13 protein-coding genes and 1 other RNA gene are annotated in these 15,079 nt (G+C 73.3%); 8 read left to right on the plus strand and 6 right to left on the minus strand.

The features are described from left to right. Positions 1 to 12: 12 nt before the first annotated feature. The 4 genes from ACZ7LT_RS02585 to ACZ7LT_RS02600 are packed head-to-tail and all read left to right on the plus strand — an operon-like array spanning position 13 to position 2,638. Positions 13 to 198, plus strand: coding sequence for a putative ATP-grasp-modified RiPP (locus tag ACZ7LT_RS02585; RefSeq protein ID WP_471234768.1), 186 nt, complete (start codon positions 13 to 15; stop codon positions 196 to 198). Then, complete coding sequence (gene tgmB, locus ACZ7LT_RS02590) at positions 198 to 1,163, plus strand: ATP-grasp ribosomal peptide maturase (protein ID WP_471233098.1); 966 nt, start codon at positions 198 to 200, stop codon at positions 1,161 to 1,163. Before ACZ7LT_RS02585 ends, tgmB begins: the two co-directional genes overlap by 1 nt. Continuing rightward, positions 1,160 to 2,323 carry an ATP-grasp peptide maturase system methyltransferase gene (gene tgmC, locus ACZ7LT_RS02595; RefSeq protein ID WP_471233102.1) on the plus strand — a complete coding sequence of 388 codons (1,164 nt, stop codon included), beginning with the start codon at positions 1,160 to 1,162 and terminating at the stop codon, positions 2,321 to 2,323. Before tgmB ends, tgmC begins: the two co-directional genes overlap by 4 nt. Before the next feature lie 18 nt (positions 2,324 to 2,341). Further along, a complete protein-coding gene (locus ACZ7LT_RS02600) occupies positions 2,342 to 2,638 on the plus strand; it encodes a DUF6087 family protein (protein WP_471233106.1) in 297 nt (98 codons plus the stop codon). A gap of 36 nt (positions 2,639 to 2,674) precedes the next feature. Here the strand turns inward: ACZ7LT_RS02600 and rnpB are convergent. Then, an RNA gene (gene rnpB, locus ACZ7LT_RS02605) (RNase P RNA component class A) lies at positions 2,675 to 3,075 on the minus strand. 85 nt (positions 3,076 to 3,160) lie between these two features. Here rnpB and ACZ7LT_RS02610 point away from each other — a divergent pair. Next, on the plus strand, positions 3,161 to 3,970 hold the full coding sequence (locus tag ACZ7LT_RS02610; RefSeq protein ID WP_471233110.1) for a MerR family transcriptional regulator: 810 nt from the start codon (positions 3,161 to 3,163) through the stop codon (positions 3,968 to 3,970). 5 nt (positions 3,971 to 3,975) lie between these two features. Continuing rightward, positions 3,976 to 4,587 carry a hypothetical protein gene (locus ACZ7LT_RS02615; protein ID WP_471233112.1) on the plus strand — a complete coding sequence of 204 codons (612 nt, stop codon included), beginning with the start codon at positions 3,976 to 3,978 and terminating at the stop codon, positions 4,585 to 4,587. Positions 4,588 to 4,602: 15 nt separating this feature from the next. Here the strand turns inward: ACZ7LT_RS02615 and ACZ7LT_RS02620 are convergent, their stop codons facing one another. Next, positions 4,603 to 6,045 (minus strand): RNB domain-containing ribonuclease, encoded by a 1,443-nt coding sequence (locus ACZ7LT_RS02620; protein ID WP_471233115.1) that lies wholly within the window; start codon positions 6,043 to 6,045, stop codon positions 4,603 to 4,605. Between the two features lie 111 nt (positions 6,046 to 6,156). Between ACZ7LT_RS02620 and yaaA the strand changes: the two genes are divergently transcribed. Together yaaA and eda are read left to right on the plus strand one after the other, a co-directional pair. After that, positions 6,157 to 6,939 (plus strand): peroxide stress protein YaaA, encoded by a 783-nt coding sequence (gene yaaA / locus ACZ7LT_RS02625; protein ID WP_471233117.1) that lies wholly within the window; start codon positions 6,157 to 6,159, stop codon positions 6,937 to 6,939. 216 nt (positions 6,940 to 7,155) lie between these two features. Next, positions 7,156 to 7,773: a bifunctional 4-hydroxy-2-oxoglutarate aldolase/2-dehydro-3-deoxy-phosphogluconate aldolase gene (gene eda / locus ACZ7LT_RS02630; RefSeq protein ID WP_471233121.1), complete on the plus strand. Its 618-nt coding sequence runs from the start codon at positions 7,156 to 7,158 to the stop codon at positions 7,771 to 7,773. Between the two features lie 11 nt (positions 7,774 to 7,784). On the opposite strand, the gene ACZ7LT_RS02635 is transcribed toward eda, so the two are convergent. The 4 genes from ACZ7LT_RS02635 to ACZ7LT_RS02650 all read right to left on the minus strand — a co-directional run bounded on the left by ACZ7LT_RS02635 (position 7,785) and on the right by ACZ7LT_RS02650 (position 15,072). After that, a complete protein-coding gene (locus tag ACZ7LT_RS02635; protein WP_471233126.1) occupies positions 7,785 to 12,194 on the minus strand; it encodes a caspase, EACC1-associated type in 4,410 nt (1,469 codons plus the stop codon). Continuing rightward, positions 12,191 to 12,706, minus strand: a complete 516-nt coding sequence (locus ACZ7LT_RS02640) for an effector-associated constant component EACC1 (RefSeq protein WP_471233129.1) — start codon at positions 12,704 to 12,706, stop codon at positions 12,191 to 12,193. Before ACZ7LT_RS02640 ends, ACZ7LT_RS02635 begins: the two co-directional genes overlap by 4 nt. 16 nt (positions 12,707 to 12,722) lie before the next feature. Beyond that, complete coding sequence (locus ACZ7LT_RS02645; protein WP_471233133.1) at positions 12,723 to 13,553, minus strand: GNAT family N-acetyltransferase; 831 nt, start codon at positions 13,551 to 13,553, stop codon at positions 12,723 to 12,725. Between the two features lie 82 nt (positions 13,554 to 13,635). Next, a complete protein-coding gene (locus ACZ7LT_RS02650; protein WP_471234769.1) occupies positions 13,636 to 15,072 on the minus strand; it encodes a bifunctional RNase H/acid phosphatase in 1,437 nt (478 codons plus the stop codon). Positions 15,073 to 15,079: the final 7 nt, after the last annotated feature.

Below are 15,079 nucleotides of genomic sequence, written 5' to 3' on the forward strand. Positions count from 1 at the left end.
GTTCCGACCACCATCCGCCGGCCCCACGCCACGGTCGCCATCGACCCCACGACCCAACTCGGCGTCTTCCGCGACCGCTCCGGTCAAGTGGTCGAGATGGGGAAGCACGGCACCAGCTCCGGCACCGAGACCTCCACGACGACGAATTCGGACTCACGGAACGACCAGGGCCACGACCAGGACAGCAACCAAGACTGATGATCACGACCGAGGAGAGGCCGGTTCTGGTGGTCACCGAGGCGGACGACATCACCGCCGACATGGTGATCGCCGAGCTCAACCGGCGCAATGTGCCGGTGGTCCGGTTCAACCCCGCCGACATCGGCGAGGGCCTCACGGTCTCGGCCCGGTTCGGCGCCTGCCCGGCCCCCGTGGTCGGGCGGGTGCGCACCCCGTCGAGGACCGCCGATCTGAGCCGCGTCCGATCGGTGTACTGGCGCCGCCCGGAGTGGCCCACATTCGCCCACTTGTCTCCGAACGACTCCGAGTTCGCGGCGGCGCAGGTCCGCTACGGACTCGGAGGCACCCTCTACGCTTTGGACGGCCCGCTCTGGGTCAACCACCCGTTGCACATCGCGACGGCCGACTACAAGCCCGCTCAGCTCGCTGTCGCTCAGCAGCTCGGCTTCACCGTCCTGCCTACCCTCATCACCAACGACCCCGGCGAGGCACGTGAGTTCATCAGCGTTCAGGAAGACGCGATCTCCAAGACCCTGCGGTGGACCCCGTACACGCGTGACGGCGTGCCGATGACCGGATGGGCTGAGCCCGTGGCCGCCGAAGAAATCGACGACAGCGTTCGCGTGACGCCCCACCTGTTCCAGGCCCGCGTGGACAAGGTCGCCGACCTCCGCGTCCTGATCGTGGGCCCGCACACGTTCGCGGTGCGCATCGAATCCGAGCTGCTGGACTGGCGCAAGGACTACAGCGCCCTGACCTACACCGTCGAGCATCTCCCCCACCGGGTGGACAGAGCCCTGCACGCATACCTGGACCGTCTGGAGCTGGTGTCAGGAAGCTTCGACCTCGCGGTGGACCGGGCAGGGGACTACTGGTGGCTGGAGCTGAATCCCAACGGGCAGTGGGCATGGCTGGAGACGGAGACCGGCCTCCCGATGTCCGCGGCCTTCGCCGACCTACTCGCCCAAGGAGACAGCCGATGACCGACTCGCCATCCGAGCGGCGCCGCATGGCCGCGCTACTCGAGAGCCAGGGCGCCCTGCGGTCCCCCTGGCTGCGCGCAGCCGTGGAGACCGTGCCGCGCGAGCAGTTCCTCCACCCCGGAGTCTTCCTCGACGAGGGGCGGACCTGGCGGCCCGTCACCGCCCTCGGCACCGCCCCGGACGAGTGGCTGAAGATCGCCTACAGCGTCGACACCCTCACGACCCAGCTCGACGGCCACCTCACCGCCGACCAGACACGCGAGGCCGTCACAGGCGTACCGACGTCCTCTTCGACCGACCCGACCACCGTCGTCAGCATGATCGAGGCTCTGGACCTCACGGCGGACCACCGCGTCCTGGAGATCGGCACAGGTACCGGCTACTCCACCGCCCTGATGTGCCATTTCCTCGGGGAGGACAACGTCACCACGATCGAGGTCGACCCGCAGGTGGCGGCACGCGCCGATGCCGCCCTGGAAGCCGTCGGCTACTCGACGTGGACGGTGACGGGCGACGGACTTCTCGGTCACCCGAGCCGGGCACCGTACGACAGGGTCATCGCCACCTGCGCGGTGCGTCGCATCCCGTACACATGGGTCCGGCAGACGAAGCCTGGTGGCATCGTGCTCGGCACGGTCGGCACCTGGCCCTGGGGAGCCGGTCTGGCAAGGCTCACCGTCGCGGATGACGGCACCGCCGAGGGCGCGATCAGCGGACGCTCCTCCTTCATGCAGGCACGAGCCCAGGCGGTGACGCCCCTGGCCGGCGACCTCTCCGCCCGCACCGCGTATGCGGACAGTAAGCGGTCGGCGCTGGTATCCCCCCTCGTGCTGGAGGAGTGGATGCCCGCGTTCCTCGCGCAGCTCGCCGCACCCGGATCTCAGTTCGTCCGCGCCACGCGCAGGGACGGCGCACCGCTGCGGTACCTCTTCGATCCTGAGCGGGAGTCGTTCGCCGAGTTCGTCGCCGACGGCGAGAGCTGGATCGTCCGCCAGGGCGGCCCGGTCGCTCTCTGGGACCACGTGGAGCGCTCCCTGGTCGCCTGGCAGGAGGCAGGGGCGCCGGACATCGACTCCGTACGGCTTCGCGTCACCGACGGGTCCCATCTGTACTGGATCGGCGAGAGCCCGTCGCTGCGCTGGGAACACCGGCTCGCCTGAGCCACTACCCTCCCAGGAATGGACGACGAACCGCTGTCCCAGTGGGCCGAACGCCGTGACGCGAGGATCGGACAGCTCCGCGCCGTACTTCTCGTGAGCGGCGACGGTCCACGGGGGTCGCATCTGAACCCTGACGCACCCCGTGCGATCCAGCGGTGGAACGGGCACATGTGGGAGCCGTACGGATTCGCGGCGAACCTCGCGGAGGCGAGGCGGGTTCTGTTCCCCGGCAGCGAGGTCGCCCCTTCCTCGGGGCCGGCGCCGAAGCTGGGTCCTGGGACCGGCAGGCACCGGAAGCCTCAGACGCCGCGATAGGGCCCTTGGCGGGCCGGCCCGGTGGGGAGGGTGGGGCAGACGAGTCGGGCTGTACGCCGGGTTCTGTACCTCGGGACCTCGCGGTCGTCGAGGCGACGGCCATCCATCTAGGACCGGTGTTGCCACCGGCCTCGTGCGGTCTACCCGCGGACTCGGGCGGGCAGCCCTCGATCGTCCGCGCAGGGTCGTCCGAGAACGACCCCTCTTGACCTTGCTCCAGGTGGGGTTTACCTAGCCGCCTGAGTCACCTCAGGCGCTGGTGGTCTCTTACACCACCGTTTCACCCTTACCGAGGACCGAGGTCCCCGGCGGTCTGTTTTCTGTGGCACTGTCCCGCGGGTCACCCCGGGTGGGCGTTACCCACCACCCTGCCCTGTGGAGCCCGGACGTTCCTCGGGGGGATCCAAGGACCCCCACGCGGCCGCCCGCCCGGCTCGTCTGCCGTGTCGACCATGCTACCCGCCCCGCGCAGCCCGCCCGGACGCTTGACCTTGTCGCGACGTCAAGGTCTGTACTGAGCTCATGCGTATCGGAGAGATCGCCGCGATGGTGGGGTTCACCACGCGGGCCGTCAGGCACTACCACCACCTCGGGCTGCTGCCCGAGCCCGTCCGCCGGGCCAACGGGTACCGCGACTACACGCTGCGCGACGCGGTGCTGCTGGCCCGGATCCGGCGGCTGACCGAGCTGGGGCTCGCCCTGGACGAGGTACGGGACGTGCTCGCCGACGACGCGGGGCGCGAACTGGTCGACGTACTGGAGGAGTTGGACGCCGATCTCAGGCGCCAGGAGGCGCTGGTCAAGGAGCGCAGGGCGCGGCTCGCGGTGCTGCTTGAGCAGGCGCGGGCCGGGCGGCTGCCCGCCGAGGGGCCGGTGTCGCCGCGGCTGGCCGAGGTGTTCCGCGAGATGGCCGGCGGCCCGGCGGACGCCTCCCCGATGGCCGCGAAGGACCGGGAGATGCTGGCCCTGCTGGACACCGTGGCCCCGGACGCCGAACGGGACCGGATGATGGACGCCCTGCACACGATGGCCCAGGAGCCGGGAGCGGGGGAGCGGGCCCATGAGGTGTACGGGATGCTCGACGCCCTCGTGGACGCGGACCCCGCCGACCCGGCGGTCGAGGCGGCGGCGCGGGCGCTCGCCGAGCTGATCCCGGACGCGGCCGTCGCCCACCTCCGCCCGGAGGCGGTACCGGAGGTGGGGGTGCCTGGGGCGGTCGGGTCCGACGGCTCCGAGGGCCGGTTCATGGACGCCTTCCTCGCCGACTTCGCCCCGGCCCAGGGCGCGGCGGTGGCCCGGGCCCTGCGGATCGTCACGGAGCGTGCCCGGTGAGGCGGGTGCCGGAGCCTCTGCGGCGGGTACTCGGGCATGAGCTGCGTCTGATGTACAGCCTGCTGCTCTGGATAGCGCGGCGGCGGGACGGCGTCGGACCGGGCGAGCGGGCCTTCGGGCACGCCCGGGACCAGGCGGCGCTGATGCACGGCTTCGCGTTCGTGTGCGTGGTGGAGACGGTCGGGCTGTCGTACCTCCTGGACGCCTGGCCGACAGTGCACGCCGTGGTCCTCATCCTCGACGTGTACACGGTGCTGTTCGTCATCGGTCTGCACGCGGCGTCCGTCACCCGGCCCCATGTGCTGACCCCGGACACGCTGCGGCTGCGCCACGCCGCCCATGTGGACCTGCGGATCCCGCTGGAGCGGATAGCGGCGGTCCGGCACGAGCTGCTGTTCACGCACGAGAAGCAGGAGGGTGTCCTCGACCTGAAGGTGGCGGCGCAGACGTCGCTGACGCTGGAGCTGTCGGAGCCGGTGACGGGGGTGAGCCTGCTGGGACGGCGGTACGAGGTACGGACCGTACGGTGCCACGCCGACGACGCGAGGGCGCTGGGGGCGGCGGTACGGGAGGCGGTGGCTGGTGTGGGCGCGCGCAATGTCACGCAGCACCCGTGACCACCTCACGTCACCTCACGCCGGGACGAACAGCACGTTCTTCGTCCCCGGCGACGCCTCCGTGAGCCGGACCCTCAGCCGGTCGCCCAGCGGCAGCTCCACACCGTCGGCCTCGACGCGGCCGACCACGGCCGGGTCCTCCAGGTGGACGGTGCCGAGGTCAGGTTCCTGTTCCTGGACGTCGATGACGACCGAGTCGAAGGTCTCCCCGATGCGATCGCTCATCAGCGCCGCCTCGACGATGTCGACGCACCTGCGCTCGGCGGTGTTGGCGAGCCGGGACCCGTCCTTCATCGCCTGCCGCAGCCCGTCCAGCGCGCGCACGACCCACTCCGGCGGCGGCGTGCCCGCGGCGGCCGCCAGGCTCAGTTCGCCCGCGTACCGGTCGATGAGCCGCCGCAGCGGCGCGGTGACGTGGGTGTACTCGTCGGCGACGGCCGCGTGGACGGCGGGCACCGGCACCTGACCGCCGGTGAAGACGGTGTAGTCCGACCCGCGCAGCAGACTGGTCGCCTCCTGGAGGAACGCCGCGTGCCTGCTCTGGCGCGGGTCGAGCGAACGGATGAGCTCCGCGTACGAGACGTGGTGGGGCCAGTCGATGCCCAGCGCCTTGGCCGCGCGGCGCAGCCGGGCGACCTCCCCGCTGGGGGCGCTCGGCAGGGTGCGCAGGATGCCGGTGCCGGAGGCGGTCATCAGATCGGCCGCTGCCATGCCGGTGAGCAGGGAGATCTGGGCGTTCCAGCCGTCGACGGGCCGGGGGGCGCGGTATTCGAGGGAGTACGAGCCGTCGGTCCCGACGATGATCTCCTGCTCGGGGACGTTGAGGGAGACCCCGCCGCGTTCGATCTCCAGCCGTTCGCGGAGGAGTCCGACGGGCTTGATGAGGGCGACGGGTTCCTCGGCGGTGCCGGCGTCGATCTGGGCCTGGACGCCCGCGTAGTCGAGCTTGGCGCAGCTGCGGACGAGCGCGCGCCGTACGTCGGTGGCGACGTTGCGCCCCTCGGCGTCGAGGTCGATGCGCCACAGCAGCGCGGGCGCGGTGTTCCCTGGCAGCAGGCTGGCGGCGCCCTCGGAGATCACGGCGGGGTGCAGGGGCACCTTGCCGTCCGGGAGGTAGAGCGTCAGCGCCCGCCGGTGGGCCTCGGCGTCGACGGCTCCGCCGGGGGTGACGAACGCGGCGACGTCGGCGATGGCGTAGTGGACGCGGTACCCGCCGTCGCGGCGGGCCAGGTGCATGGCCTGGTCGAGGTCGACGGAGGTCGGCGGGTCGATGGTGAAGAAGGGGATGTCGGTCGCGTCGTAGGCCGGCACGGCCGGGTTCTTCGCGGCCTCCTCCGCCTCGGCGAGGACGTCCGGCGGGAAGCTCTCGGGGATGCGGAGCTGGGTGCGGAGTGCACGCAGGGCGGCCTGCAGCGGGCCGTCGCCTGCGCCGGTCACACGGATATGACGGCGGGGCATGGGTCGAGCGTAGGGCGGGTGGCGCGGGACGGCATTTCGGCCGGGCGGGGGTTTGTACGCTGGGCGGTCGGGGCCGCACCCCCGTTCCGTACGTCATGAAGGAGAAACGCCGTGCTCGTGCTGTTGCCGCCGTCGGAGGGTAAGGCCGCGTCCGGGCGCGGGGCTCCGCTCAAGCCGGAGGCGCTCTCCCTGCCCGGTCTCGCCGAGGCGCGGGCCGCGGTCCTGGACGAGCTGGTGGAGCTGTGCGTCTCCGACGAGGAGAAGGCGCGGGAGGTACTCGGCCTGAGCGAGGGCCTGCGCGGCGAGATCGCCAAGAACACGGAGCTGCGGACGGCAGGCGCGCGGCCGGCCGGTGAGATCTACACGGGCGTGCTGTACGACGCCCTGGGCCTGGCCACGCTGGACGCGGCGGCGCGGGGCCGGGCGCGGGAGCGGCTGCTGGTGTTCTCCGGCCTGTGGGGCGCGGTCCGGGTGGACGACCTGATCCCGTCGTACCGCTGCTCGATGGGGGTGAAGCTGCCGGGCCTGGGCGCGCTGGGCGCGTACTGGCGTACGCCGATGGCGTCGGTGCTGCCGGAGGCGGCCGGGGAGGGTCTTGTGCTTGACCTGCGGTCGGCGGCGTACGCGACGGCGTGGAAGCCGAAGGGGGAGGTGGCGGAGCGTACGGCGACGGTGCGGGTGCTGCACGCGCCGACGCGGAAGGTCGTGAGCCACTTCAACAAGGCGACGAAGGGCCGGATCGTCCGCAGCCTCCTGGAGTCGGCGGCGGCCCCGAAGGACCCGGCGGAGCTGGTGGAGACGCTGCGGGGGCTGGGGTACGTGGTGGAGCCGAAGGCGCCGGGCAGGGCGGGGACGGCGTGGTCGCTGGATGTGCTGGTGGACGAGATCCACTGAGGCTCCTGGGCGGGGGCGGGGGCGCCAGCCGCCCGCTGGTCGCCGGGCAGGGCAGGCGGGCACCCTCGCGGGCGCGAAACGACCCGGCCCTGCGGCCGGGCAAGGCGGCGTGGGGCGCGGGGCGCTCCGGCCTGGATGCGGTACGCCTGCGCATCCTCGTTGCAGCATGCGCAACGCTCGTTGCGAAGACCGCACCGGCCCCGACAGGATGCCGCCATGGCCTCCGTCCTCGACCTCGCCCCCGTCGTGCCCGTCGTCGTCCTCGACGACGCCGCCGACGCCGTCCCCCTCGCCCGGGCCCTCGTCGCCGGGGGCCTGCCCGCGATCGAGGTCACGCTTCGTACGCCCGCCGCGCTCGGGGCGATCCGGGCGATCGCGGACGAGGTGCCGGACGCCGTCGTCGGTGCGGGTACGGTCGTCACGGCTCGGGGCGTATGGGACGCGGTGGACGCCGGGGCGCGGTTTCTGGTGAGTCCGGGGTGGACGGACACCCTGCTCGGCGCGATGAAGGCCTCCGGCGTGCCGTTCCTGCCCGGGGTGTCGACGGCGTCGGAGGTCGTGGCGCTGCTGGAGCGCGGGGTGAGCGAAATGAAGTTCTTCCCGGCGGAGGCCGCGGGCGGCGTCCCGTACCTGAAGTCCCTCGCCGGCCCCCTCCCCCAGGCCCGCTTCTGCCCCACCGGCGGAATCTCCCTGGCCTCGGCGCCGTCCTACCTCGCGCTGCCGAACGTCGGCTGCCTCGGCGGCACGTGGATGCTTCCGGCGGACGCGCTCGCGGCGCGGGACTGGGGGCGGGTGGAGTCGCTGGCGCGGGAGGCGGCGGCGCTGGCGGGGTGACGGGGCGCCGTCTACGGGCAGGTCTTCCGGTACTTCAGCGCTGCCGCGTACTTCTTCCACTCGTCATACGCGTCGGTGAGCCCGCCGCCCGCCACCGCGCACGCGAGACCGAGCGTGTCGGCGGCGATCGACGGGAATTCGCCCAGTTCCCAGACGAGGACGCTGCGCCCGTCCGTGGCGAGCAGATGACGCCCGTCCGGGGTGAACCGTACGGAATCCACCCGCGACCTGGCCTCGGTGAGGGTCGCGACGTGGTGAGGGAGGCCGCGGTCACCGACGACCCACAGCAGCACGTTCCCCTCCCCTGTCGCCTCGGCGAGCAGGTTGCCGCCCGGGTGGAACACCAGCTCCGTGGTGTTCTGCTTCTTTCCTTTCGTCACCCCACTGCCCAGCGAGCGCGGACGGCGGGGGTCGGTGACGTCCGACAGGTCGACGCCCCCGTTCCCGTTCCCTATCGCGACGGTCCGGCCGTCGGCGGAGAACGCGATCGGACCGGCGCCTTTCACCTCGACGCGTTTCCCGCCCGGGGTCAAGTCCCACAACAGTGTCTGGGCGTTGAGTGGTCGCGGGGTCCAGACCCCGAAGGCGAGAAGCTTGCCGTCGGGCCGGAAGCGCGGCGCTTGCGTCAGAGTCACGTCGGCGAGGGTGAGAAGCGCGTGCGGGCGGCGACGGTCCGTCGTGTCCCAGACCGTGCCCTGGCCGGTGGGGGAGGGCAGTTCGCCCTCCACCGACACCACCCTGTCGCCGCGCGGCGAGAAGGCCAGCTGCTCGACCGGCTTGTCGCGCCGCACGGTGGCCGTCGTACGCGGACGCGTCGGCCGGGCGACGTCCCAGAACAGGATCTTGCCCCCGTGGTCGCCGCTGACCAGCGCCTTTCCGTCCCCGCTGAACGCGACGGCCCTGATGGTGGACGTATGGCCGGCCAGCGAGGCCAGACGCTTGGGGCGTAGTAGATCACGGACGTCCCACAGGTCCACCACTTCGTCCCCGCCGCCCGCGAGGAGCGTGCCGTCGGGGCTGAGGTCGAAGGAGTAGTAGCCGCGCATCCTGTCGAGGGACGTGACCGCTCGTGGTCGGCCGTCTCCCCCCGTCTTCCAGTGGATGACCTCCTCGTCCGCCGCGCTGACGAGCCGTCGGCCGTGGGAGGCGAACGCCATCGTGTTCACGGTCCTTTCGTGCTGGACCAGGGTCGCCACCTTCGTGGGCTTCACCGGATCGGTGACGTTCCAGAGGACAACGTTGTTGTCCCAACTGCTGGTGGCCAGCATCTTGCCGTCCTGCCGGAAGGCGAGGGTGGTGACAATGTCCTTGTGCGCGAGCCAGTGGTGCATGCGGCGGGGCTTGCCTGGTGTTGAGACGTCCCAGAGCTCCACGGTCCCGCCCCCGGCGGTGGCCAGTCGGCGACCGTCCGGGCTGAAGGCGGCCGCCTCCTCCCGTACGGGAAACCGGCTGAGCTCCTTGGGCCGGGCCGGGTCGGTGATGTCCCAGAGCATCGCCCCGGAGTGATGCACGATCGACTCCTCGGCGCCCTGCTGCTCGGTCAGGTACGCGCGGGAGGCTGTGAACAGGGTCCGCCCGTCGGGGCTGAAGTGCAGCTCCTTGCTTTCGTACACCCCTCGCCGGACGCCCAGTTGGCGCGGCCGCGACTGGTTCCGTACGTCCCACAGCGCCAGCGCGCCGTACCGGTCGTCGTCCTGCCACCAGCCGACCGCGCCCAGCGTCCTGCCGTCCGCGCCGAACCGGATCGCGTTGGCGTGGCCGGGCAGCCCCGGCGGGCGGAAGGTGGTGGTGCGGCGCGGAGCGGCGGGGGTACGCAGGCTCCACAGGCCCACCGTCCCGTCCTTGCAGGCGACGGCCAGTGTCCGGGCGCCGGGGCTGAAGTCTGCGGCCTTCACATCGTCGGGGCAGGCGTCGAAGGCCGCGAGCCGACGGCCCGGCCGGCCCGGTGTGCCGACATCCCACAGCTCGATCCGCCGTCCCTCGCGGAACCGGTCGAGGGCCAGGTAGCGGCCGCCGCCGCCCAAAGTCCGGACGTCGGACGCCCCGTCCTCCGGGACCGGCACGCGCCCGGCGAAGTGCCCCTGGGCCAGCCCGTCGAAGAGCGCCGTCCTGGCCTCCGCCGACGGCTGGATCCGGTACGCGGCGATACCCAGCCGCAACGCCATCTCCGGCTGCGTCGAGCGGAGCGTCTCGGCCTCCGCCTTCAGTGCCCGGTACGTCGCCACGACGCTCTGCTCCTCGGCGATACGCCGCTGCGCCTCCGTCTCGTTCTGCTCGCCGTACGCGATGAACGTGGCGATCAGCGCCACGCACAGGGCCACCACCACACCGCCCAGCGCCTGCTTCAGACGGCGGGTGCGGCGGGCCTCCTTTTTACGCTCCGCCGCCTCCTCGGCGAGGCCGCTCTTGACGAAGGCGACGTCCAGGGGGCGTGTGAGGCGGTTGCGGCGCAGTAGAGCCGCCGCGGTCAGCAGACGCGGCCCGCGATAGAGGTAGCCCGGGTGGCGGCCGGCGGCGTTCCATTCGTCGGCGTCGTCGGCGAGCTGCTGGCGCAGGACGAGTTCGGCGCGGTTCTCGTCGATCCAGCGGTGCAGGCGGCGCCAGGCGCGCAGCAGGGCCTCGTGGGAGATCTGGGCGTGGGACTGGTCGAGGGTGACGAGCCGGGCCTCGACGAGCCGGTTGAGGATGCCACCGGCCTCCGGCAGCTCATCGGTCGGGATGCGGCGGCGTACGGCGTCCTCGGAGGCGTCGGCGCCGACGTGCACCATCCGCAGGAGCAGTTCGCGCAGGGCCTCCCGGCCGGGCTGGTCGAGCGACTGGTACAGCTTCTCCGTCGTGGTGGTGACGGACTGCCAGATCCCGCCGGTGGCTTGGTACCCGGCGAGGGTGAGCGTGGCGCCGCTGCGGCGCAGCCAGGTCTCGCGCAGCGCGTGGGAGAGGAAGGGAAGTCCGGTGAGGCCCGCCGGGCCGCCCTGGCGCAGGTCGTCCAGGAGCCGGTCGACGAGGCCGGGCTGCAGGGCCAGACCGGCGGCCGGGGCGGGCGCTTCGACGGCGGTGCGCAGCTCGTCCTCGGTCATCGGCAGGACGGTCAGCTGGTGGTGTTCGAGGGCGTGGGCGAGGGCGGGGTGGTCGAGGCAGCTGCCGTAGTGGTCGGCGCGCAGGCTCAGGACGACCTTGGGGTGGCCGGGGGCGTCGGCGGTGAGGACGGCGATGAAGCGGGCGCGCTCCTCCGCGTCGCCGCAACGTGTGAAGACCTCCTCGAACTGGTCGACGACCAGCAGCCGGCAGGGCCGGTGGCCGGGGAGCGGCGGCGGCAGCCGGCCGCCGTCGAGCGCGGCGCGTACGTCGTCCCGGTCGCGGCCGGTGGCCCGGGCCCACAGCTCGGCCAGGGCGCGCAGCGGGCGGGGGCCGGGCGAGGACAGCAGGAGCGTGGGCCAGGGCTCGGGGCGGCGCTCCAGGCGGGTGAGGAGTCCGGCCCGTAACAGGGACGACTTGCCGACGCCGGAGGCGCCGACGAGGACCAGCGGATGGGGCACGTCGGTGTCGGTCAGCGCGGTCACCAGGCGGTCGGTGAGCGCGTCGCGGCCGTGGAAGTAGCCGCTGTCCTCCTCGCGGAAGGCCTCCATGCCGCGGTACGGACAGGGCACGTCGGCGGGCGGGGCGCCGTCCGGGCCGGCCGCGGGCGGGGGGCGGTAGGCCGCGTTGCGGGCGACGACGAGGCCGCCGAGCGTTCCCTCGCTCTGCCGCTGCGGCTGTATGAGCCCGCCGCTGAACTTCCGGTCCAGTGCGGCGTGGAGGTGGTCCAGGGTGAGGCGGGGAGGGCCGGTGGGGTCGCCGGATTCGAGGAGCTCGACGAGCCCTCCGCCGAAGAGGGTGTGCCGCTCGCCCTTGGGGGCGTAAGAGATGGCGTAGTACGCGGCGGAGCTGAGGAGGAAGCTGCCGCTGGGGCGTGCGGAGACGAACGGGTCGGCCGTCCGGCCGCCGGCGGGGGCCTCGGCCCGGCCGGAGAAGCAGCAGTCGAGGACGACGACGCTGCCCGCGGCGGCGCGGCCGAGGAGCCCTTTGAGCGTGTGGTACGGGACGGCGTCCGCGATCTGCTCGGCGGACCGGCTCGTACGGGTGGCGAAGTACAGCTCGTCGCCAGGGCCGAGGAGGCCGTGCCCGGCGTAGAGGAACAGCACCACTCCCGTCGCCTCGTCGACGGCCCGCTCCACGGCGGCCACGATCTCGTCGGGGCGGGCGGTCGCCGGGACCCGGTGGATACGGTCCTCGGCCATGCCGCAGACGTCGCGCAGGATCCGTTGCAGGTCGTCGAGCGTCGTGTCGACGGACGGCAGCCCGGGGAGGCGGGAGTCGGGCGCGTGCGTCCCGGTCCCGACGATGACCGCGCGCGCCCCGTCCTCGGCGAGGCCGCCGGTCATGGCGTGGGCGGGGTGCGCGGGTCGTCGGCGGGGGCGCCCGGGAGGGCCGGGGGCTGGGGGGCGGCCGAGGTCTCGGGGAGGGCCGGGGGCTGGGGGGCGCCCGTGACGGGCGGGGCGTCGGGTGTCACCGTTTGGCCCGGGGCCGCGGATCCCGCGATGTCCGTGGCGAGTTGGCGGGCCAGGTCCGCCGACTGCTGGGCGTCCAGGCCGCGTACGTGGGTCGTGGAGATGGTGACCTCGGTGCCGTCGGGGCGGATGATGGTGATCGTCTGGCTGCCCCTGCGGGTCTGGGCCCAGGCGACGACCGCCCCGGCGAAGACGGCGGCCACCCCGCCGGGCGCGAGGATGGCGAGCAGCGCATCGGTCGCGAGACCCATGGCGCCGTCGTCCGGTTCGGCGTACGTCGCGCCGCTCTGGATGCGGCCCCGCAGCTGCGGTACCGCACTCAGCCAGCGTTTCAACTCGTGGGCGCCGTCGGCGCCTTCACCGTGCACCTCGATGACTGTGCGCATGGCCGTAGCCTACGGGTCAGGTGTGACGCGGCGTGCGGGTGGTGGTGATCGCCACATGATCGACCAGGGGACGGTAACCAAGGCGCTGGTACAGGGCGTTGCTGGTCGGGTTGGCCAGGTCGGTGAAGAGCAGCACCTGCCGGGCCCCGGCGTCCAGGGCCGCCCGGCTGACGGCGCTGGTGACGGCTCCTCCGAAGCCCCGGCCGCGCCACGCGGGCGGGGTGTAGACGGGCGAGACCCGGGCCTGGCCCGCGATGAGCGGCGAGACGCTCGCCATGGCGACCGGTCCGTCGTCGGTCTCCCAGAGGTGGAGCCGGCCGTCGGCGACGCGGGCCTCGATGTTCGGGGCGTAGTCGGCGTCGGGGTCCTCGCCGATGTCGGCGGCGAAGCCGCGCATCCACTCCAGGGCGAGCGGTACGTCGGCGGTGACCGCGGCCCGGACACGTCCCGGCGGCGACGGATGCGGCGGGGTGAGGGCGCCGAGCCGGAAGAGCCGCATCCGGCGGACGGTCGTCCAGTCGTGGCGGCCCAATGCCTCGGCGAACGCGCGGGCCGGTGCCTGCTCGCCGCGTGCGCCCGTGGCGTCGGGCAGCTCGCGCGCGAGGGCGCGGGCAGCGCGGTCGGGCATGGGGCCGAGGGCCGGCGGGTGGGGCGGGGTGACCAGGAAGGACCCGGTCACCCGCCCGTCCGGCTCGGTCCACCAGCCGTAGCGCGCGCCGTCGACGGGCAGTCGGCGTGCGCCCTCGCTGACGGTGAGCAGCACGGTGTTCCGGGCGGGGTCCGCGGCAAGGTGGTCGTCGGCGGCGGCCCGGAAGGCGTCCACGTCACGGGTGACATGCCATGTCATGGCGTCACCGTAAGCCGGACCACACCACCGGTGACATGGCATGCCATGGGCCGCGCCCCCACACCACCGGTGACATGGCACGTCACCTCAGGTGCGACGTGTCGTTCAGCAGCCGGACCGACGCGTTGCCGTCGGCGTAGTACGCGACGGCCGAGAGCGAGGCCGCCGCCAGCTCCATGCGGAACAGCGACTCCGGCGGGGCGCCGAGGGCGAGTCGGACCAGCGTCTTGACCGGGGTGACGTGGGTGACCAGGAGGATCGTGCGCCCCGCGTGACGGGCCGTCAGCCTGTCCCGGGTCGCCGCGACGCGCCGGGCGACGGTCGCGAAGCTCTCGCCGCCGCCGGTCGGGGCGGCCTTCGGTGAGGCGAGCCAGGCGTCGAGGTCGTCGGGGTAGCGCTCCCGTACCTCCGCGAAGGTCAGCCCTTCCCAGGCGCCGAAGTCGGTCTCCCGCAGGCCGTTGTCGATCTGCACCTCCAGGCCGAGGCGGGCGGCCACGGCATCGGCGGTCTGCCGGCAGCGGGTGAGGGGGGAGCTGATGATCTCCTGGATCGTGCCGCGCGCGGCGAGCGCCGTGGCGACGGCCTCGGCCTGCCGCCATCCGGCGGCGGACAGCTCGGGATCAGCCCCGCCGCTCCCGGAGAACCGCTTCTCCGGAGTGAGCGCGGTCTCCCCGTGCCGCAGCAGGACGAACGTCGCCGGCGCCCCCATGTCGGGCCCCCAGCCGGGCGCGGCCCCGGTGGCGGCAGCTCGGCCAGGTCCGGCCTGCGCCACGGCCGTCGGGCCGCCCGCCTGCACGGCCTCGCCGCCGGCGGTCACCCCGGCGCCCTGCGCCTGCCCCGCGCCAGGAACCCCGGCCTCGGTGCCCGTACCGCCAGCTCCCGCGCCCTGCGCCCACGGCGCCACCCCGGGCGCCTCCGAGGGCGTACCCACAGCCCCGGCGACACCGGCGGCCGGGGCCGTCGTCGCCCCCGCCATGGCCGCCCTCGCCTTGGCCGCGCCCGCCGTCGCGTCGCCGGGCGGGCCCGACGGCGGGGCGGGGACGGCGGCGGCGTTGCGGGCCGCCGCCGTGTCCAGGGCTGCGGTCGAGGCCGACGGCTGCCATTGTCTGCCGTGCTTGCCCGCGTCCATCGCCTCGTTGGCGAGGCGGTCCGCGTGCTTGTTCTGCTCGCGCGGGATCCACTCGTAGCGGACCTGCCCGGGCGGCAGGATCCGGGCGGCCTCCGCCGCCAGCGGCTTCATGTCCGGGTGCTTGATCTTCCAGCGTCCCGACATCTGCTCGACGACCAGCTTCGAGTCCATCCGGACCCGCACCCGCGCGCCGGGCGCCAGCTCCTTCGCCGCCCGCAGGCCCGCGATCAGGCCCTTGTACTCGGCGACGTTGTTCGTCGCGACCCCGATGTACTCGGCGGCCTCGGCGAGCGGCTCGCCCGTCACCGAGTCGAGGACGACCGCGCCGTAGCCGGCCGGGCCCGGGTTCCCCCGGGAGCCGCCGTCGGCCTCGACGATCAGCTCACGCAGCTCCCCC

The organism is Streptomyces sp. NPDC039465, from assembly GCF_055639315.1.